The sequence below is a fragment of the Mycobacteroides abscessus ATCC 19977 genome, from assembly GCF_000069185.1.
In the GTDB taxonomy this organism is placed as follows: domain Bacteria; phylum Actinomycetota; class Actinomycetes; order Mycobacteriales; family Mycobacteriaceae; genus Mycobacterium; species Mycobacterium abscessus.
In genome coordinates, this window is sequence record NC_010397.1 from 880,172 (window position 1) to 898,984 (window position 18,813).

General features: G+C 63.5%; 18 protein-coding genes. 6 read left to right on the plus strand and 12 right to left on the minus strand.

Features of this window, described 5'->3' with window-relative positions:
• Window positions 1-467 precede the first annotated feature (467 nt).
• The 5 genes from fahA to MAB_RS04675 all read right to left on the minus strand — a co-directional run bounded on the left by fahA (window position 468) and on the right by MAB_RS04675 (window position 4,921).
• Window positions 468-1,613: a fumarylacetoacetase gene (fahA, locus tag MAB_RS04655; RefSeq protein ID WP_005113316.1), complete on the minus strand. Its 1,146-nt coding sequence runs from the start codon at window positions 1,611-1,613 to the stop codon at window positions 468-470.
• A 26-nt stretch (window positions 1,614-1,639) separates the two neighbouring features.
• Complete coding sequence (locus MAB_RS04660) at window positions 1,640-2,503, minus strand: hypothetical protein (RefSeq protein ID WP_005113317.1); 864 nt, start codon at window positions 2,501-2,503, stop codon at window positions 1,640-1,642.
• A complete protein-coding gene (locus MAB_RS04665) occupies window positions 2,500-3,702 on the minus strand; it encodes a homogentisate 1,2-dioxygenase (protein WP_005083253.1) in 1,203 nt (400 codons plus the stop codon). The genes MAB_RS04660 and MAB_RS04665 overlap by 4 nt, the downstream gene beginning before the upstream one ends.
• 92 nt (window positions 3,703-3,794) lie before the next feature.
• On the minus strand, window positions 3,795-4,328 hold the full coding sequence (locus MAB_RS04670; protein ID WP_005113318.1) for a MarR family winged helix-turn-helix transcriptional regulator: 534 nt from the start codon (window positions 4,326-4,328) through the stop codon (window positions 3,795-3,797).
• 71 nt (window positions 4,329-4,399) lie between these two features.
• Entirely contained in the window at window positions 4,400-4,921 is a 522-nt protein-coding gene (locus MAB_RS04675; RefSeq protein ID WP_005083249.1) for an Lrp/AsnC family transcriptional regulator, read from the minus strand.
• A 203-nt stretch (window positions 4,922-5,124) separates the two neighbouring features.
• Between MAB_RS04675 and hppD the strand changes: the two genes are divergently transcribed.
• A complete protein-coding gene (gene hppD / locus MAB_RS04680; protein ID WP_005083248.1) occupies window positions 5,125-6,330 on the plus strand; it encodes a 4-hydroxyphenylpyruvate dioxygenase in 1,206 nt (401 codons plus the stop codon).
• 120 nt (window positions 6,331-6,450) lie between these two features.
• Here hppD and lpdA read toward each other — a convergent pair whose 3' ends face one another.
• The 4 genes from lpdA to MAB_RS04700 are packed head-to-tail and all read right to left on the minus strand — an operon-like array spanning window position 6,451 to window position 11,184.
• On the minus strand, window positions 6,451-7,830 hold the full coding sequence (lpdA, locus tag MAB_RS04685; protein WP_005113319.1) for a dihydrolipoyl dehydrogenase: 1,380 nt from the start codon (window positions 7,828-7,830) through the stop codon (window positions 6,451-6,453).
• Entirely contained in the window at window positions 7,827-9,062 is a 1,236-nt protein-coding gene (locus tag MAB_RS04690; protein ID WP_005113320.1) for a dihydrolipoamide acetyltransferase family protein, read from the minus strand. The genes lpdA and MAB_RS04690 overlap by 4 nt, the downstream gene beginning before the upstream one ends.
• The gene (locus MAB_RS04695; protein ID WP_005113321.1) at window positions 9,059-10,063 is read right to left on the minus strand and encodes an alpha-ketoacid dehydrogenase subunit beta; all 1,005 of its coding nucleotides are present in this window, start codon (window positions 10,061-10,063) and stop codon (window positions 9,059-9,061) included. Before MAB_RS04695 ends, MAB_RS04690 begins: the two co-directional genes overlap by 4 nt.
• The gene (locus MAB_RS04700; protein WP_005083238.1) at window positions 10,060-11,184 is read right to left on the minus strand and encodes a thiamine pyrophosphate-dependent enzyme; all 1,125 of its coding nucleotides are present in this window, start codon (window positions 11,182-11,184) and stop codon (window positions 10,060-10,062) included. The genes MAB_RS04695 and MAB_RS04700 overlap by 4 nt, the downstream gene beginning before the upstream one ends.
• Before the next feature lie 157 nt (window positions 11,185-11,341).
• Between MAB_RS04700 and MAB_RS04705 the strand changes: the two genes are divergently transcribed.
• A complete protein-coding gene (locus MAB_RS04705; protein ID WP_005083236.1) occupies window positions 11,342-11,815 on the plus strand; it encodes an Lrp/AsnC family transcriptional regulator in 474 nt (157 codons plus the stop codon).
• Between the two features lie 84 nt (window positions 11,816-11,899).
• Here the strand turns inward: MAB_RS04705 and MAB_RS04710 are convergent, their stop codons facing one another.
• The 3 genes from MAB_RS04710 to MAB_RS04720 form a co-directional block, all read right to left on the minus strand.
• Window positions 11,900-12,211 carry an EthD family reductase gene (locus MAB_RS04710; RefSeq protein ID WP_005083228.1) on the minus strand — a complete coding sequence of 104 codons (312 nt, stop codon included), beginning with the start codon at window positions 12,209-12,211 and terminating at the stop codon, window positions 11,900-11,902.
• Between the two features lie 25 nt (window positions 12,212-12,236).
• Window positions 12,237-14,273: a phenylacetic acid degradation bifunctional protein PaaZ gene (gene paaZ / locus MAB_RS04715; RefSeq protein ID WP_005113323.1), complete on the minus strand. Its 2,037-nt coding sequence runs from the start codon at window positions 14,271-14,273 to the stop codon at window positions 12,237-12,239.
• Window positions 14,274-14,376: 103 nt separating this feature from the next.
• Window positions 14,377-14,997 (minus strand): TetR/AcrR family transcriptional regulator, encoded by a 621-nt coding sequence (locus MAB_RS04720; protein WP_005083226.1) that lies wholly within the window; start codon window positions 14,995-14,997, stop codon window positions 14,377-14,379.
• A 117-nt stretch (window positions 14,998-15,114) separates the two neighbouring features.
• Here MAB_RS04720 and MAB_RS04725 point away from each other — a divergent pair, with 117 nt between their 5' ends.
• The 4 genes from MAB_RS04725 to MAB_RS04740 are packed head-to-tail and all read left to right on the plus strand — an operon-like array spanning window position 15,115 to window position 18,762.
• Window positions 15,115-16,335, plus strand: coding sequence for a thiolase family protein (locus tag MAB_RS04725; protein WP_005113327.1), 1,221 nt, complete (start codon window positions 15,115-15,117; stop codon window positions 16,333-16,335).
• Window positions 16,332-17,072 carry an enoyl-CoA hydratase/isomerase family protein gene (locus tag MAB_RS04730; RefSeq protein WP_005113991.1) on the plus strand — a complete coding sequence of 247 codons (741 nt, stop codon included), beginning with the start codon at window positions 16,332-16,334 and terminating at the stop codon, window positions 17,070-17,072. The genes MAB_RS04725 and MAB_RS04730 overlap by 4 nt, the downstream gene beginning before the upstream one ends.
• Window positions 17,069-17,938: a 3-hydroxyacyl-CoA dehydrogenase family protein gene (locus MAB_RS04735; RefSeq protein WP_005083218.1), complete on the plus strand. Its 870-nt coding sequence runs from the start codon at window positions 17,069-17,071 to the stop codon at window positions 17,936-17,938. The genes MAB_RS04730 and MAB_RS04735 overlap by 4 nt, the downstream gene beginning before the upstream one ends.
• Window positions 17,939-17,958: 20 nt before the next feature.
• Complete coding sequence (locus MAB_RS04740; protein WP_005113330.1) at window positions 17,959-18,762, plus strand: enoyl-CoA hydratase/isomerase family protein; 804 nt, start codon at window positions 17,959-17,961, stop codon at window positions 18,760-18,762.
• Window positions 18,763-18,813: the final 51 nt, after the last annotated feature.

Consider the following 18,813-nt stretch of genomic DNA (forward strand, 5'->3'; position numbering starts at 1 on the left):
GCCAGCGGGTGTGTGCGTGGGTAAACGCGGCGGGTTCGGAATATCGCAATCGGTCGGAGACCTCCTTGACCGAGAGCCCATTTCGCAGGAGTTCTTGGCGAATGTTTCGCGCACCTCATCCAAGAGCGCGCGATAGGACGTGCCCTCCCGTGCCAGCCGGCAGTGCAAGGTGCGTTGGCCGATAAGCATGCGGCCCGCGGCCTGGGCCATGGTGGGCACGTGGCCAGGGAGCCGCAGCAACTGGCTGCGCACCTCGCCGGCGACTCCGCTCCCGCGAGCGGCGCAGCTCCATCAGCTTCTCGCACTGGCGTACGAACGGGGATGCCGTGTGTGGATCGGCAGCCGCCAACGGTTCGGTGAGCAGATGGTGGGGAGCTACTCAAGCGCAACCTGTCGCTGTCGGCTGAGCTATGGCGGGCACGACAATGGTGACGTGGCGTGAGTGGTGAATCGTGACGGCCGAGTGCTCAGCGGTGTCCGATGATGCGTCCTGCTACTTCGCCGAATCCGATGTGGGTTCCCTGGGGGCCGGGCGCCACCGCGGTGATCACCACGTCATCGCCGTCTTCTAGGAAGATGCGCCTGTGCTCGCCAATGCTGATGGGTTCGTTTCCACCCCAGGACAATTCGATGAACGATCCGCGTTGGTGTTTCTGAGGACCGGACACGGTGCCGGATGCGAATAGGTCGCCGGTTCGTGCAGCGGCACCGTTGACGGTGGTGTGGGCCAGCATCTGCGCGGGCGACCAGTACATCTCTGCATACGGTGGCCGTGCTACCGCGCAGCCGTTCCAGGAAACCGAGATGTCGATGTCGAGAAACCACGATTCGCGCTCGCGGAGGTAGGCGAGTGGCTGGGGCTGCTGTGGTGGGCGATGAATGCGTGCCGATTCCAGCGCCGCAAGGGGCACCACCCAGGCCGAAATGGTTGTCGCGAAGCTTTTTCCGAGGAAGGGGCCCAGCGGGACGTACTCCCATGCCTGCAAGTCTCGCGCCGACCAGTCGTTGACCAGGACCGCGCCGAAGACGTGTGTGGCGAAGTCGTCGACCGATATCGGTTGTCCCAGAGGTGATCCGGTACCGACGACGAAACCTACTTCGGCTTCGATATCCAGGCGGGTGCTGGGCCCGAACTCGGGCTGTGCTTGGTCGGCGGCGCGGCGTTGGCCGCTGGGCCGCACGATGGGTGTTCCGGATACCACGACCGTCCCAGCGCGGCCATGGTAGCCGACCGGCAGGTGTTTCCAGTTCGGCAACAGCGGTTCGGAGTCGGGTCGAAATAGGCGGCCGAGGTTGGAGGCGTGATGCTCAGATGCATAGAAGTCGACATAGTCGGCCACTGCAAAGGGAAGGTGAAGCGTGACTCCGCTCAGCCGGTGGATCGCCGGCGGGGGGACAGTGCCTTCTCGAATGAGCTCGGTGATTGCGCGCCGGACCGCTGCCCAGCGTGTAGCACCTTCAGCCATAAAGGGATTCAGGGTGGCATTGTCGAAGACGGGATCGTAGAGCGCAGCGGCCAGGTCGATGACATGGTCGCCGATCCGCACTCCGACTCGGGGAGTGCCATCAGGGGGTGAGAACACTCCGTAGGGCAGATTGGTGATGCCGAACAACGGATGGTCGATGGAGTCGCGCAGATTCACAGGTTTATCCCTTGCGATGGTGACAGCACGTCGGCGGTGATCAGCCCGAGTCCGAGGAGGTCCTCGAGTGGTTCGATGATGCTGCAGGTTCCGAAGGACAGGAATGTGTGTCGGACCAGCGCCACGTCCTTCGGGGTCAGCGCCGAGATCGTGTCGGCCAGTCCGTACGCGTCGCGCGAGGCCAGGATTGCGGCGAGATCGGCCGCGCTAGCGCCGTGGTGGGCGCCGTGCACGGCGGCGATGATGTTGAGGAAGCCGTGTTGCTCGAAACCTGTTGTCGGGTTGGTGTTGCGGGTGGCGTGATGGAGCCCGGCAGTCGCCTTGAAGGCGATGCCGGCACGCACGCAGTGGTGTATCGCCGCGGCGAGTTCGTGCTCGTCGGGGTACGCGGCTTTCGTGAGTCCGCCCGTGCGGAATTTTGCGTGAATGCGGCGGCCTGCCAGCGCCGATAACGCATCGGCGCGGCGTGCATCGCGGGGGACTTCGAGGAAGACCGAGATGTTGTCGGGAATCGCCGAATCCAGCAGTGTGGTTGCGACCGCGGCACTATCCGATTCGGCCATGGCTACCTCGACACTGACGATGTTCAGATCTCGGTAATCCATGGCACTGCAGATGGTTTCGCCGAGTTGTTGGAGATGACCCGTCGAGGTGAGACTCACCGGCATCGGCGTTTCGGGTGCAGCCGCGCGGGTGAGGGCGGCGATGGTGCGGACAGCACCTACCGGAGCGATGAACGGCCCGACGTAGTCGGCGTAGGTGGCATCGAGATGGGCGCGATGGGCTGGGACCGCACTGTCGGTTGGGGCGTTTCCTGGGGGAAACAGCGCGGCGTCGTCGAACAATCGGCTAAAGATCATGTGCGCGACAGCCGCCTTCCCGCCCAACTCCACGCATAGGTGGAATCGTCGCAGGCTAGGGCCGCCTCACCGAGTTCCAGTGGCCGGAACGTGTCCACCATGACGGCGAGTTCATCGAAGAATTCCATCCCGATACTTGCTTCGTAGGCTCCGCGCTGCGGGCCGTGGGCGTGGCCGCCCGGATGAACCGAGACCGATCCCTGCGCGATTCCCGACCCCTTGCGGGCTTCATAGTCTCCGCCGACGTAGAACATCACCTCGTCGGAGTCGACGTTGGAGTGGTAGTACGGAACTGGCACCGACAACGGGTGGTAGTCGACCTTGCGCGGTACGAAATTGCAAATGACGAAGTTGTTTGCTTCGAAGACTTGGTGGGCGGGCGGCGGTTGGTGGACTCGCCCGGTTATCGGCTCGAAGTCGGAGATGTTGAAGCGGTAGGGGTAGAGGCAGCCGTCCCAACCGACGACGTCGAAGGGGTGTTCGGCGTAGACGTAGCGTGTCCCGGTGATCCCTTGGGAGCCGCGGTGTTTCACGAATACGTCGACGTCGGTCGCGTCATGGGAAATCAAATCGGTCGGGCCGTGCAGATCGCGCTCACAGTACGGCGCATGTTCGAGCAGCTGGCCGAACCGGGACAGATATCGTTTCGGCGGGGCGACGTGGCTGTTGGCCTCAATGATGTAGGCGCGCAGCGGCTGACCGGGCTCGGGTACCCAGCGGTGTGTGGTTGCGCGGGGGATCACCACGTAGTCACCCTGGCGTACCCGCAGCCAACCGAACACGGTCTCGACCAGTCCGCCCCCAGACTCCACGTAGACGACCTCGTCGCCAATCGCATTTCGATACAGCGGGGATTCGGCACCTGCCGCGACGTAATAGATACGTACGTCGGCATTGGCGAGTAGGAGCCGCCGCCCGGTGACGACGTCGGTGTGGGCGAGTGCGTCGCGGGGAAACAAGGAGTGGAGGCGAAGGTGCCGCGGTATTAGCGGCCGGTTCGCACACGTCGAATGATCGAGAAGCTCCCACGGAGTCGCGTCCACGATCGCCGCGGGAATGTGTCGGTGATACAGCAGTGCTGAGTCGGATGAGAATCCGTCCTCACCGACGAGTTCCTCGTAGTAGAGGTTGCCCGCGGCATTGCGGTGTTGGGTGTGCCGTTTGGGCGGAATTGATCCGACCTGCATGTAGTGGGCCACCGGTCCTCCTGCGTCGAGTCAGTACTGGATCAATATAGTACATACATTAACTATTGACGATGGGGGTGGACGCCTCAGTTGGTGGCGGGCCGTTACGAGCGTGTGCGCATGTCAAAGTCGCTGCGGCCGGCGATGAGCTTGTTCAGCAGCAGGATGAGCATCTGTTGCTCAGCCGGAGCGAGCGTGGCGACCCACATCCGCTCCCTCGCGTTTTGGTCGGCGAACAGCGCCGTCATCTCGCGGCGACCACGGTCGGTCAGTGCCAGCAGCACGGAACGCCCGTCGTGGTGGGCCGGGGTCCTCTGCAGCATCTCGTCCGCAATCAATGGTTTAACCAGGTTCGACACTGCCGCCTTGGTGAATCCCGCAAGTTCGGCCGCTTTCTTGGGCTCCAGTGGCCCCGCGAGCCATGTGACGAACAGCAACCGGAATGCCGCCCACGACAACCCGCGGGCGCGGTGTACGGCCGATTCCAGGTCGTAGGTCACGGCCAACGAGGCTCGGTTCAGGGTCAGCAGGACCTCGGTCGCCAGCCGTCCTTCCGGCCCGCACTCATGTGCGAGCTCAGCCTTTGCTAGCTCGATGAACGACCAGAAATCGAGGTCGTCTGTTCTGTTGTCGGTCACCTACCCACCTTCTACGGAGCGGACTCTGATTGCTGCCAATTTAGTTTAGTCATGTACCAAATTTCCGGTGTCTATTGCTGAGTTTTTCGGTAGGCAGGCGCTCTGGTCGCGGGTCGGTCGACCTCGCGGCTTTGCAACAACGGAAGCACTCGTGGCGGCACGACGACCGACAGGGCGATGACGCTGGTCGATCGCTGGACAACCCCGGATTGGTTCAGTTCGAGCAATGTCTGCTGCAGCCGGTCATGGGACTCTGCGGCCACTCGGCACAGCACGTCTCCATCGCCCGTGGTCGCGTAGGCCTCAAGCACTCCGGGGATGGCCGCGAGCTCGTCGGACACTCGGCTCAGCGCTCCCTGCGCGATTTCGAGCGTGACGAACGCTTGCACTCCAAATCCCGCCGCCGCCAGATTGATTCGCGGCTCGTAGCCCTCGATTACCCCGGAGTCTTCGAGTTTCTCCAGCCGCGCCTGGACCGTCGCCCGGGCGACGTGCAGGTTCCGTGACAACTCCAGCGCACCGGCCCGGGGATGTGCGTACATCGCGGTAATCAGCGCTTGATCGAGGTTGTCGAATTCACCGGAACCGGCCATGCATCACTCTCCAGCAATCTCTTCGGTGTTCGACTGTTGATGTACAACTTGCATAGTTAAATAGGAAATATCTAGACATTCTATAGCCAGATTGTAGAGCTCGGTATACCTAGGTTGCGCCGCCAACGTGCGCGTCCACTAATGAGCAGCACGCCGTTTTTCACGGCGTCGCCCACATCCCACCGCTTTGGAGAGGCCGCTATATGACCATCGAGCACACATTGACCAACGAAGAGCTGCTGGCCGGGCTCGACGGTGAACAGCTGAGGCAGCTCGTGGGGTTGGTGGACTACGACGCCGACGCCGACCCGTTCCCGGTCCAAGGCTGGGACTCGATTGGGTGGGTCGTGGGCAATGCGGCGCAGACCGCGCATTTCTTTCAGTCGGCCTTCGGCATGGAGTTGGTGGCCTACTCCGGTCCCACCACCGGTAATCGCGAGCATCATTCATTTGTCTTGCGTTCGGGGGCAATACGTTTCGTGATCAATGGTGCGGTTGATCCCGCGAGCCCGTTGGCCGACCATCACCGCAGGCACGGTGATGGTGTCGTCGATATCGCGCTCACAGTGCCAGACGTCGACAAGTGCATCGATCATGCCCGCGCTCAGGGAGCCACCGTGCTCGTGGAGCCACACGATGTCACCGACGAATTCGGGACCGTGCGGTTGGCTGCGATCGCGACGTACGGCGAGACCCGCCACACTCTCGTGCAGCGCTCGCAGTACACCGGGCCCTACCTTCCCGGCTATGTCGCACGCACCTCCGCATACCGCAAACGTGCGGATGCGCCGAAGCGGATCTTTCAGGCGCTCGATCACGTGGTGGGCAACGTCGAGCTTGGCAAAATGAACGAATGGGTGGCCTTCTACAACCGCGTCATGGGCTTCACCAACATGGCCGAATTCGTCGGCGAGGACATCGCGACCGATTACTCGGCGCTCATGAGCAAGGTTGTGTGCAACGGCAATCACCGGGTGAAGTTTCCGCTCAACGAGCCGGCGATCGCGAAGAAGCGTTCACAAATCGACGAGTACCTGGAGTTCTATCACGGCCCCGGTGTGCAGCATTTAGCGTTGGCCACCAACGATATTCTCGCTACGGTCGATGCCCTGCGTGAGGAAGGGATCGAATTTCTCGCCACGCCGGACTCCTACTACGAAGACCCCGAACTGCGGGCACGTATTGGCCAGGTGCGTGTTCCGATCGAGGAACTGCAAAAGCGGGGAATCCTGGTGGACCGCGACGAGGACGGTTACCTCCTTCAGATCTTCACCAGGCCTCTGGTGGACCGCCCGACAGTGTTTTTCGAGCTCATCGAGCGTCACGGCTCCCTGGGATTTGGGATCGGCAATTTCAAGGCGCTCTTCGAGGCCATCGAGCGTGAACAGGATGCCCGCGGAAACCTGTGACGAGGCGTGCCCGCAACCCCGACCGATCACCGGTCGGGGTTGCGTCTACGCCAATTCAATGACAATGTCCGCCCGCTTTGCGGGTGACTGCTCGCGAATGATGTTTCTGACCGATATCAGTCAGGAGTGTTTATGCAGCGGTGTACCTGCGAGCGCAAGCAGGGCTTCACCAAGCGCTTCATTCTGCGTCGGATGAGCGTGCATAAACGGTCGAACCTCGGTGGGAAGCGCTTCCCAGCCGACCATGAGTTGAGCTTCACCGATGAGTTCGCCGACGCGATCGCCGACGCAGTGGATTCCCACAATCGCGCCGTCCCCATCGGCGGGTCCACGGCGAATCACTTTGATTCCACCGGAAGTTCGCAGTATTTGGCTCTTGCCGTTGCCGGCTAGGTCATACACGGTCGTGGTGATCTCGCCGTATTCTTCGCGTGCGGCTGCCTCGGTGAGGCCGACGGAAGCCACCTCGGGATGCGAGTAGGTGACTCGGGGGATGAGGTGCTCGGCCACGGGTACTGGATCGCCTTTTGCGATGACCTCGGCGACGAGGATCCCGTGGGCGAAGCCTCGGTGCGCGAGTTGTTGGCCCGCAACGAGATCGCCGACGGCGTAGACACCCGCATGATTCGTGGCAAGTCGGTCATCGACACGCACGAATCCTCGGTCCACGTCGATTCCGGCATCCGCTAAGGCCTGGGATTGTGGCTGACGGCCCACCGCGACCAGAAGTACGTCTGCGGTCAGGGTCTGGCCGCCTTCGAGTGTCACGATGACGCCGTCGCCGGTATCGGCGGCGTCGGTCACCATGCTGCTGGTTTTGACCGCTATTCCTCGACGGCGCAAGGAGCGTTCGAGGGTTTCCGATGCCCAGTTGTCTTCCCCGGCCAATAGTCGCGGCAGGGATTCAACGATGGTTACCGACGATCCCAACGAGGTCCATAGGCTCGCGAACTCTACGCCGATCACCCCGCCGCCCAGGACAATTGCCCTCTCGGGGACGTAAGACAGTTCCAGAGCATGGTCGCTGGTGACGATGCGGAAGCTCGTAGGGATGGCTGGAATGTTGCGCGGTGCGGAACCGGTTGCGAGCACCACGGCATCGCCGGTGTAGACAGTGCCGTCGACGTCCACTGAGCGGGGTCCGAGATAGCGGCCAACACCGTGCACGACAGTGATCTTTCGATTGGCAACCAGCCCTTCGAGTCCTTTGTGTAGTCGTGAAACCACGGACTGCTTGTAGGCATGTACGGCGGTCATATCGACGCCATCGAAGCGTGTCCGAATACCGAAATCTGCTGCAGTGCGGGAATTGTCGGCAAGTTCAGCAGTATGCAGCAGTGCTTTGGTAGGAATGCACCCCCTGTGCAGGCAGGTGCCACCGAGTTTGTCTGCTTCGATGAGTGTGACCGACATGCCGAGTTGGCTGGCGCGCAGCGCGCAGGAGTAACCCGCCGAGCCGCCCCCGAGGATGAGCACGTCCGCGTGCTGTGCCGCGTTCACAGTCGGCCCAGCGCAGCGACGGGATTCTCTACGTAGTCGGCAAAGAGGCGCAGGAAACCGGCGGCAGAGCCGCCGTCGCACACCCGGTGGTCAAAACTCAACGTCAGCTCCATGGTCTTTCGCACGGTCAGCTGACCGTCGACCACCCATGGCCGGTCAATGATGCGGCCGACCCCCAGGATGGCGGCTTCGGGGTGATTGATGATCGCCGCCGACCCGTCGACCCCGAAGACGCCGTAGTTGTTCAACGTCACTGTGCCCCCGGACATCTTGGCTGGGGGCAGCTTGCTGTCGCGGGCCAGCGCAATGACTTCGGCGAGGGCATCTGACAAGGCCACTGTGTCGAGCGTGTCCGCCTGCGAGATGACGGGAACCACCAAACCGTATGGCGCCTGAACCGCCACTCCGAGGTGTATATCGCTGTACTGGAGGATTTCTTGGCGCCCGGTATCGAATGTGGCGTTCAACTCTGGAAACTGTTTGAGTGCGGCGACGGTCAGTCGGGCCAGGAGTGCCAGCAGGCTGATCGACTGCGTCTGGCTGAGCAGACGTTTGGCGGCGAGCAGTTCCGTCGCGTCGACATCAACCCAGACGGTTGCCTCGGGTATCTCGCGACGGCTGATACTGAGCTTGTCGGCGATGACCTTTCGAATGCCGGTAACCGGGATGCGAGTGACGTTGCCTGCACCGGCTGGCGGGTTTGTCGAAACCAGCCGTTCGACGTCGGAGCGGGTGATGACGCCTCCGGCGCCGGTACCCGACGCCTGTGCCAGGTTGATTCCCTTGTCGGCAGCAAGCTTTCGCACTAACGGCGAAATGACCTTCGTAACGGTGCCGACAGCCGGCTCGTGCGTACGCTTCCGTCTGCGCGTGGGGCCTTCATCGGTGCTGGTGCCGTACCCGATGAGTACATTGCCCGATCCGGCGCGTTCTTCCTCGCGGTGTTGTGCAAACGCGTCAGCGCTGGGCGAGTCGCCCGGATCAGTCGAGTCGTTGCCGCGCACCGTGATCAACGGCGATCCGACTGGCATCGCGGCCCCGGGATCGCCGTGGAGCTCGACAATGGTTCCGGCGAAGGGAACCGGTACCTCGACGGAAGCTTTGGCAGTTTCGACTTCGACGACCGGCTGATCGATGACGACGGTGTCGCCGACCGACACTAGCCATTTGATGATGATCGCTTCCGTGAGACCTTCGCCGAGGTCGGGCAGGTTGAATGTCTGAGCGGTCATGCGCTGACCACCCAACGGCTATCGGGGTGGTCGTCCCATTGCAGGCGATCGACCGCGTCGAGGATGCGGTCGGTACTGGGCAGATACCATCGCTCGAGCCTAGGCGCGGGGTAGGGGATGTCGTATCCGGAGACGCGCAGAACAGGTGCTGCCAGGTGATGGAAACAGCGCTCCTGGATCCGAGCAGCGATCTCGGCGCCGACGCCACCGAAACCCTGCGCCTCCTGGACGATTACGCAACGGCCGGTCTTGCGGACGGAAGCCGTCACGCTCTGGTCGTCAAAGGGTGCGATGGACCGAAGGTCGACGACTTCGATATCTCGGCCTTCGTCGGCGGCTGCGGCGGCTGCCTGCAGCGCAGGTTCCACCGACGGGCCGTAGGCGATCAGCGTGACATCGGTCCCGGCACGCAGCACCTGCGCCTCGCCGATTTTGGCACCTCGACCCAGTTCGACGTCGGCGCGGGAGAAGTACAGCCTTTTGGGCTCAAGGAAAACGACGGGATCGGGATCGTCGATAGCTTCCCTGAGGAGCCCGTAGGCGTCCGCGACGGTTGCCGGTGTGACCACCTTCAGTCCCGGCGTGTGCGCATAGTAGGCCTCGCTGGAGTCGCAGTGGTGTTCGACGCCTCCGATACCGCCGGCGTAGGGCACCCGGATCACCATGGGCACAGAGAGCACACCGCGGGTGCGATTGCGCAGTTTGGCCACGTGGGACACGACTTGTTCAAACGCGGGATAGGCGAAGGCGTCGAATTGCATCTCGACCACCGGGCGAAAGCCCCCCATCGCCATACCCACCGCGAACCCGATGATTCCCGATTCTGCCAGCGGAGTATCGAAACACCTGTTGGCGCCGAAGGTTTCGGTAAGACCATCGGTGACCCGGAAGACACCCCCCAACGTGCCGACGTCCTCGCCGAACACCACCACCGAATCGTCGTCGTGCAGCGCATCGCGCAATGCAGCGTTGAGAGCTTGCGCCATAGTGGTCACGGTCATGGGCGGTCCTCTGAGAGTTGGGCGGTGAAGTCGGCGCGGGCCTGTGCGTGCTGCTCACGAAGTTGGGAGGTCGGCTGCGCGTAGACGTATCGGAACAGGTCGTCGACGTCGACGGGTCGATCGCGATTCATGCCCGCCCTGGTAGTGGCTGCGAGGTCTTCGGCATCGGACGCCACGGCTGCGACGTAGGTATCGTCCAGCAGTCCTTCGGCACGCAGATGGATTTCCAGTCGTTGGATGGGATCGCGCGCCAGCCACTCGTCCAGTTCGTCATCGGTGCGGTAGCGGAGTGGATCGTCTGCATTGGTATGTCCCGACATCCGATAGGTGTGGGCTTCAACGATGACAGGACCGTTGCCGGCCAGTACGTACTCTCTGGCTGCATCGAGCACCGCGAGCATCGCGACCGGATCGTTTCCGTCGACCTGCTCGCTGCCCATTCCATACCCAATTCCTTTGTGGGCCAATGATGGAGCCACGGACTGACGGGCCAGCGGAACGCTGATGGCAAAACCATTGTTCTGGACCAGGAAGATTACCGGCGCCCGAAAGACCGCGGCGAAGTTGAGGGCTTCGTGGAAGTCGCCTTCGCTGGTTGCGCCGTCGCCACACAGCGCCAGCACCGCAGTGTCGCTGCCTTTGCGAGCCAGCGCATGGGCGAGCCCGGCCGCGTGTAGAAGTTGTGTGGCAAGTGGGGTGGCTTGGGGAGCGGTGCGGTGCTGAGCGGGATCGAAGCAGCAGTGCCAGTCGCCCGCGAGGAATCGGAGGATATCGACGGTGTCGATGCCTCGAGCCGCCAGCGCCATCGAATCGCGGTAGGTGGGGAACAGCCAGTCGTCGGAGTGCAGGCACATTGCCGCCGCGATCTGGCAGGCTTCCTGCCCGCGCGACGACGGATATACCGCCAGTCGCCCCTGCTTGGTCAAAGCTGTTGCCTGCTCGTCAAAGCGACGTCCCAGCACCATGTTTCGGTACATTGCCAACAGTCGATCGGCATCAGGCCGGGGGTACCGGGCGCCGCCGTCGACGGGCCGACCCTCGGGGTCAAGAAACTGCACCGCGGAGTCGGCGGGAAGGAACGCTTGATACGCCGGTCGGTCAGCCGGTTCGGCCACCGTCACATTTACCTCCATTATTCACAATCTGTCTTACGATCGTGCGCAGTGGCGACGTAGTTGACAACCTATTTCGAGATACTGAGGATCAATTGACGAACTAGGCTGCGATACGCGTCAAAAAGTTCATATCGAACGTCGATCGAAAGCTACCGGTGAACAGATGGACAACACAGAAACACTCGTTCAGCTAGACGAGATCGACCGGCGGTTGATCAAGGAGCTGGTCAAGGACGGCCGCGTGTCGATGCTGGCTTTGGCGCAACGCCTGCATGTTTCGCGTACGCACGTTTATGCTCGCGTCGAGCGACTTGAAAAGGCCGGGGTGATCGAGGGCTTTGCGGCGCGAATCAACTTGGAACGGGCCGGGTTTGCGACTTCGGCATTAATCGCCCTGACGATCAGACAGGATTCTTGGCGCAGCCTGTCCGAACAACTGAAGACGCTTCGGTACGTCGAGCGGTTCACCTTCGTGGGCGGGGACATTGATGTGCTGGTCGTGGTGCGCGCTCCCGACAACCAGACCCTCCGCGACGTCGTCCTGGAACGGATGCACAGCTTCACCGGTATCCGGTCGAGCCGCACCTGGCTGGTGTTCGAAGAATGGAACGCGCTGAGCTCCGAATGGTTGTGCTAGCGCTGACGTCGTCGTATGCCTGCGAAACGCCGAAGCGGCGTGCCCCCAAAACCATTGGGCACGCCGCTTCGAACATTCAAGCTGTCAACCGCGGTTGATCTCCTCGGTGCTGTAGAGGGTGACGCCACCGGTGGCGAAGTTCGCGACGTCGGCACCGGCTGAAGCCATCTCGGGAGACTTCAGCGCGGCCTTCAGGGCTTCGGCGGAATCGAAGCTCAGGGTGGCAACCATGTAGTAGGGCGCGTCTTGCCCGGGCTTCAAGGATCGAGGCTTGCCCGTTGTGAAGCCGGTGAGGCCCGGGATCTTCAACGTCAACGGGACGTGGGTTTGCCCGTAATAGTCATCGAATGCTTCCGGGTCAGTGGGTTGCCCGTAGCACACGGAGATACGAAACATATTGCCTTCCTTCGAATATGACAATTCAGCTCTCTTTCTTGGCGACCAGTGTCAGCACGTCGTAGGTGGCGACCGGGTCGTCGTTCTGGTTGGTGACCACGGCGTCCCAACGGACTTCGCCGTAGTCGGCAGACAGTCGGGGCGTCAGTTGCTTGGCGGTCAAGGTGACCGTCAGCGCGTCACCGGGTTTGACCGGCGTCAAGAATCGCAGGCCGTCCACACCGAAGTTGGCGAGCACGGGACCCGGATTGGGCTCGACGAATAGACCCGCGGCCAGCGACACGACGAGATACCCGTGCGCGACGATCCCGCCGAACAACGGGTTGCGTGCCGCGGCATCAGGATCGGTATGCGCATAGAAGGTGTCCCCGGTGAACTCGGCGAAATGGTCGATGTCTTCGAGGCTGACCACTCGGGGGCCGCCAACGATGGTGTCACCGATCTGCAATTCTTCGAGGTGCTTGCGGAACGGATGCACCTCTGTGGCGGTCCGGGCCGAGCCTGTGGTCCAGCGTCCGGTGATGGCCGTCAGCATGTCGGGGCTCGCCTGGATTGCGGTGCGCTGCATGAAATGCAGGACGCCGCGGATACCGCCGAGCTCTTCACCGCCGCCGGCGCGGCCGGGCCCGCCGTGCACCAGCGTCGGCAACGGGGAGCCGTGGCCGGTCGACTCCTTGGCGTCGTCACGATCGAGGACGAGGATACGTCCGTGGTGAGCTGCGATACCGATCGTCACCTTGCGGGCCACCTCGGGATCGTGGGTGACCAATGATCCGACGAGGCTGCCTTGCCCTCGTGCCGCCAGCTCGACGGCATCGTCGAGGTCGCGGTATCCGATGACGGTGCTGACCGGCCCGAACGCTTCCACCTCGTGCACCGCCGCGGCGGTGGGATCCTCGGCGCGCAGCAGCAGCGGCGGCAGAAATGCGCCCTGCGCAGCGTCGGCGCCTTCGACGGTGAACGACGCGGGGTCGCCGAAAACCAGTGTGGCTGAGTCTTGAAGCAGCTTCAGTGACCGCAGGACCTCGTCGCGCTGGTCAATGCTGGCCAACGCGCCCATCCGCACGCTGTCGAGTTCCGGGTTGCCGACGACGACCTTGGACAAGCGTTCTGAAGTGGCGGTGACCGCGGCATCGACCAATGCTTCGGGCACCAGGGCGCGGCGGATAGCTGTGCACTTCTGACCGGCCTTGGTAGTCATCTCGGCGACGAGTTGTTTGATGTACAAGTCGAATTCGGGCGTGCCGGGTGTCGCGTCGGGGCCCAGGATCGAGCAGTTCAACGAGTCGGCTTCGGCGTTGAGCCGCACACCGCCAGCCACCACGTTGCGGTGGCTCCGCAGCTTGGCCGCGGTAGCGGCGGAACCGGTGAACAGCACGGTGTCTTGGCCGTCAAGATGATCGAGCAGTTCGTGCGAGCGGACGCACAACAGCTGTACCGATCCCTCGGGCAGGAGTCCGGAATCGATGATCGCCCGGAACACGAGTTCGGTGAGGTAAGCGGTCTGGTGCGCCGGTTTGACGATCGACGGCACGCCGGCGAGGAACGCCGGAGCCAGCTTTTCCAGCATGCCCCACACCGGAAAGTTGAAGGCGTTGATCTGGACCGCGACACCCGGCCGCGAGGTGTAGATGTGCTGGCCAACGAATGTCCCTGCACGGCCGAGTGATTCGGAGGCACCGTCGAGATAGATGGTGTCGTTGGGAAGCTCGCGAACGCCTTTGCTGGCATAGCTGAACAGCGTGCCGAAGCCGCCGTCGATGTCGACGGCGGAGTCACGCGCGGTGGCGCCGGTGGCCGCGGACAGCGGATAGAAATCGTTCTTGGCTGCCATCAACTGCTTGGCCAAGGCCTTCAGCGCGGCCGCGCGCTGGTGGAAGGTCAACGCGCGCAGGGCGGGGCCGCCGACTTCGCGGCCATAGGCGACGACGGCGGCAAGGTCCACCGAGCCCACGGCGTATCGGGCCACTTCGTCGCCGGTAGCGGCATTGACCAGCGGATCAGCATCCCCTTCGGGGGTCGTCCACTTTCCGGTTATGTAGCTCTGCAGCACAGCTGTCATTGTCACACTCCTTACCAACCGTCCATTCGTTCGGTAATGACCTTGGCAGCAGGAGCGGGTGCGCGTCAAGATCTGGCAGGGGGTGTTGTGGCCGACCGAACGGTCAGTGCTGACCCGAGCGGGTCCGCAGCCCGTCGAAAATCATCGTGGCGACCGCGTCGGCAACCTCGTCGGCGGACAGGGTGCGGCTGGGTCGATACCACTCGATCAGCGAGTTGACGGTGCCGAAAATGAGTCGGCTCGTCAATGCGGGATCCACTCCGGCGCGGATGCTGCCCTCATTGCAGGCTTCCTCGACCAGGTTGCCGACGATGTCATCGAACTCTCGGCGGCGGGCCAGTGCGCGCCGTTCGGCAGCAGTGTTCCCCCGGATGCGTAGCAGCAGCGTCACGTAGGGCAACTCTTGGACCAGCACCTGAATACTGCGCTTCACCAGGTTTTCCAGGCGATCGATTGCCGGGCCGGTGGTGGTGTCGGGGGCCTCGGTCGCGGCGAACAGTGCGTCGAGCGCCCGATCGACCGCGAGTCGCAACAGTTCCTCTTTGCCGCTCACATGGTGGTAGATCGACGACTTGCTGATCCCTAGCCGTGTGGAGAGATGCTCCATTGAGGTGCCGTCGTAGCCGCGCTGATTGAACACGCTTACCGCCACCGCCAGGAGTGAGTCCAGGTCGTAGCCCGGTCGACCCACCTGTCGGCTCGGGCGTGTGCGGGGCGTGGTCATGACGACAATCATCGCACCGCGTGTGCGCTGGTGGCGTTTCCACTCCCAACGGTCCCGGCCTCTCTAGACAACCGACCGAACGATCGGTTATTAATGTTTTGTTGAGAGGAGTGAGTGGTGGAGCAGGTGTTCGTGGTCGACGGAGTGCGCACGGCGCAGGGGCGCTACGGGGGAGCGCTGGCGTCGGTGCGACCGGATGACTTGGCGGCTCGGGTCATCGCCGAGGTAGTCGCGCGTGCCGGCGTGCCGGCCGATGCGATCGGCGAGGTGATTCTCGGCGCAGCCAATCAGGCGGGCGAGGACAACCGAAACGTCGCGCGGATGGCTGCGTTACTGGCCGGATTGCCGAACACGGTGCCCGGCTACACGGTCAACCGGCTGTGCGCGAGTGGGCTGACCGCGATCTCCTCTGCGGCGCAGGCGATTCGGGCGGGTGAGGCAGATATTGTGGTCGCCGGCGGTGTCGAATCCATGACGCGGGCGCCCTGGGTTATGGCCAAGCCGAGCGCGCCGTGGGCCCGCCCGGGAGAGGTGGTCGATACATCGCTCGGCTGGCGATTCACCAATCCAAGATTCGCTCAGATGGACGCTGGTATCGCCGCCGACGCCGGGCCCGAAACTGTCAAGGTAACCCTGGCGATGGGTGAAACCGCCGAGGAAGTCGCTGTTGCAGAGGGCATTTCCCGCGAGGACTCAGATGCCTTCGCGCTGCGTAGTCATGTTCGCGCTCTCGCCGCTCAAGACGCGGGCCGGTTCGTCAAAGAAATCGTTCCCATCGAAACCGTGGACGGAGTCGTCGACACCGACGAGGGGCCACGCCGGCAAACCACGTTGGCCAAACTTGCGGCGTTGCGGCCGGTCTTTAGGGCCGGCGGCATCGTGACGGCGGGGTCTTCGTCACCGCTGTCGGACGGTGCTGCCGCAGTCGTGTTGGCCGGCGAACGCGCCGTGCGGCAACACGGACTGACGGTGCGTGCGCGGGTGGTTGCTGCCGCCAGTGCGGGCGTCGCACCCAATCTGATGGGGTTGGGGCCCGTGCCCGCGGTTCGCAAGGTGGTGGACCGAGTCGGGTGGCGAGTCGATGCCATCGACGCTACGGAAATCAACGAGGCGTTCGCCGCCCAGACCCTGGCGGTGCTGCGGCGCCTGGGCTTGGACGAGGACACGGTCAACGCCGACGGCGGCGCCATCGCACTGGGTCATCCGTTGGGGTGTTCGGGTGCGCGGCTCATCGTCACCTTGCTGAACCGGCTGGAGCGTGAGGGCGCATCTCGCGGGCTGGCGACCTTGTGTGTGGGAGTCGGACAGGGTGTCGCGATATTGATCGAGGCACCGTGACCGAATATCAAACATTGTGTGTCACCACAGAAGACGACCGGGTGATCGTTGAGCTGCATCGTCCCGAGCAGCGCAACGCGATCAATGCCGCGATGGTCGCCGACCTGCACGCCGTCTGCGCGACTATCGAGGCGCAGCCCCGCGTGCTCATCGTGACCGGCGCCGGCCGTGACTTCGCCGCCGGCGCAGACATTGCCGAACTTCGGGTCCGTGGCCGCAACGAAGCACTGGCCGGCATCAACCGCACGGTCTTCGACCGGATTGCGGCATTGCCACTGCCGACGATCGCAGCGGTAGAAGGCAATGCTCTCGGCGGCGGCGCCGAACTGGCCTACGCGTGCGATATCCGGATTGCTGGGGCTGGCGCACGGTTCGGAAATCCGGAACCTGGACTCGGCATCCTGGCGGCCGCGGGTGCCAGCTACCGGCTGGCCGATCTGGTGGGCAAATCAGTTGCCAAACAAGTGATTCTGGGCGGCCGGGTGCTCGACGCCGAGGCCGCATTGGCCTGTGGCCTGGTCGCCGAGGTGGTGGCCGAGCACAGCGCGCTGGGTGCCGCCTCTGCGCTGACCGAGCGCATCACCCGGCAGTCGCCCCTGGCCTTGAGGTTGTCCAAGGCCGTTCTCGACGCCGATTCCGCGCATCCGCTGATCGATGACCTCGCGCAAGCGGTGCTGTTCGAAAGCCCTGACAAAACCGACCGCATGACGCGATTCCTCGAAAGGCAGACCAGATGACCGCCACACCCCACAGCGTTCCCACGGTTGTCACCGTGATCGGCGGCGGGCCAATGGGTGCAGGTATAGCGCAGGTGTTCGCGGCCGCGGGCGCGAATGTCACTATCGTCGAAACAGGCCGTGACAGAGCCGATGCCGCCCTCCAACGCGTGAGCGCCGGGCTGGACCGCGCCGCCGCCAAGAACCGGCTTGCCGAGGCTCCCGAACACGTGCTCTCGCGGGTGGACGTCGTCTGCTCGCTCACCGAACTGCCCACCGACTCTGAGCTCGTCGTCGAGGCGGTGCCCGAGAACATCAACCTCAAGATCGAGGTCCTCGGTGCCGCAGAGAAACTCGTCGAACCCACGACGGTGCTGGCATCCAACACGAGCTCGCTCTCGATCACCGAACTGGCCGCGGCATTACTGCGGCCCGAGCGCGTCGTGGGAATGCACTTCTTCAATCCGGTGCCAACGTCGCAGCTGGTGGAGATCGTCCGAGCGCCCGAGACGTCAGACGACACCGTCGCAGCCGCACTCGCCTGGGTTCGAGCCCTCGGCAAGGCCGATGTCGTAGCGCGTGATTCACCGGGATTCGCTTCGAGTCGGCTCGGCGTCGCACTTGGGCTGGAGGCGATCCGCATGCTCGAAGAGGGCGTGGCCGACGCTGAATCCATCGACCGGGCCATGGAACTGGGCTACCGCCACCCCATGGGCCCGTTGCGCTCGACGGATCTCGTCGGGCTCGACGTGCGGTTGGCTATTGCCGAGCATCTATGCGCGACCCTCGGCCCTCGGTTCACGCCGCCGAAACTGCTGCGGGCCAAGGTTGCCGAGGGCAACCTTGGCCGCAAGACCGGGCAGGGCTTTTTTCGCTGGTCCAGCTGAACATCGTCAGAGGAGGAATCATGACTCAAACCGCACCGGCCGCCGTCGCGTACTCAGTGAACCACGCTGGCGTCGCTGCGATCGTGCTCGATCGGCCGGAGGCGTCGAACGCGCTTGACCGGACGATGAAAACCGAACTGCTGCAGGCTTTGTTGGCAGCGGGCGGTGATCCAGCGGTACGCGCGGTCGTCATGAGCGCAGCCGGTAAGAACTTCTGCGTCGGCCAGGATCTTGCCGAGCATGTCGAGGCGCTGCGCGACGACCCGGCTCACGCGATGGACACCGTGCGCGAGCACTACAACCCGGTCCTGGAGGCGTTGGATGCCATCAAGGTGCCGGTCGTCGTGGCGATCAACGGCGCCTGTGTGGGCGCGGGGTTGGGCTTGGCGTTGGGTGCCGATATCCGTATCGCCGGTCAGCGCGCCAAGTTCGGGACCGCTTTCACCGGCATCGGCCTAGCCGCGGATTCCGCGTTGTCGGCGTCGTTGCCAAGGCTCATCGGAGCTAGCCGGGCGACGGCCATGTTCCTGCTCGGTGACACCATCGATGCCCCGACGGCCCACACGTGGGGGCTGGTGCACGAGGTGGTTGACGAGGGCTCACCCGCCGACGTAGCGAACTCCGTCGCCGGTCGCCTGGCCGGCGGGCCCACCGCCGCCTTCTCAGAGGTCAAGGAACTGTTGCGTCGCAACGCTGTCGCGCCACTAGGCGATGTCCTAGAACGGGAAGCGAGCGCCCAGCAGCGCCTCGGGGCGTCCCGCGACCACAGCGCTGCGGTGGAGGCATTCCTGGCCAAGGACAAGCCGGTCTTCGTCGGCCGCTGATCGATCGAGACTTGTGCTCCGCGTTCGAATCCGGCACACTCAAATAACCGA

Bases quoted from the DNA above. Each gene is read 5' to 3' on its own strand.
- MAB_RS04660 (WP_005113317.1), bottom strand. From the start codon at position 2,503: ATGATCTTTAGCCGATTGTTCGACGACGCCGCGCTGTTTCCCCCAGGA.
- MAB_RS04675 (WP_005083249.1), bottom strand. From the start codon at position 4,921: ATGGCCGGTTCCGGTGAATTCGACAACCTCGATCAAGCGCTGATTACC.
- hppD (WP_005083248.1), top strand. From the start codon at position 5,125: ATGACCATCGAGCACACATTGACCAACGAAGAGCTGCTGGCCGGGCTC.
- MAB_RS04690 (WP_005113320.1), bottom strand. From the start codon at position 9,062: ATGACCGCTCAGACATTCAACCTGCCCGACCTCGGCGAAGGTCTCACG.
- MAB_RS04695 (WP_005113321.1), bottom strand. From the start codon at position 10,063: ATGACCGTGACCACTATGGCGCAAGCTCTCAACGCTGCATTGCGCGAT.
- MAB_RS04705 (WP_005083236.1), top strand. From the start codon at position 11,342: ATGGACAACACAGAAACACTCGTTCAGCTAGACGAGATCGACCGGCGG.
- MAB_RS04710 (WP_005083228.1), bottom strand. From the start codon at position 12,211: ATGTTTCGTATCTCCGTGTGCTACGGGCAACCCACTGACCCGGAAGCA.
- paaZ (WP_005113323.1), bottom strand. From the start codon at position 14,273: ATGACAGCTGTGCTGCAGAGCTACATAACCGGAAAGTGGACGACCCCC.
- MAB_RS04720 (WP_005083226.1), bottom strand. From the start codon at position 14,997: ATGACCACGCCCCGCACACGCCCGAGCCGACAGGTGGGTCGACCGGGC.
- MAB_RS04735 (WP_005083218.1), top strand. From the start codon at position 17,069: ATGACCGCCACACCCCACAGCGTTCCCACGGTTGTCACCGTGATCGGC.
- MAB_RS04740 (WP_005113330.1), top strand. From the start codon at position 17,959: ATGACTCAAACCGCACCGGCCGCCGTCGCGTACTCAGTGAACCACGCT.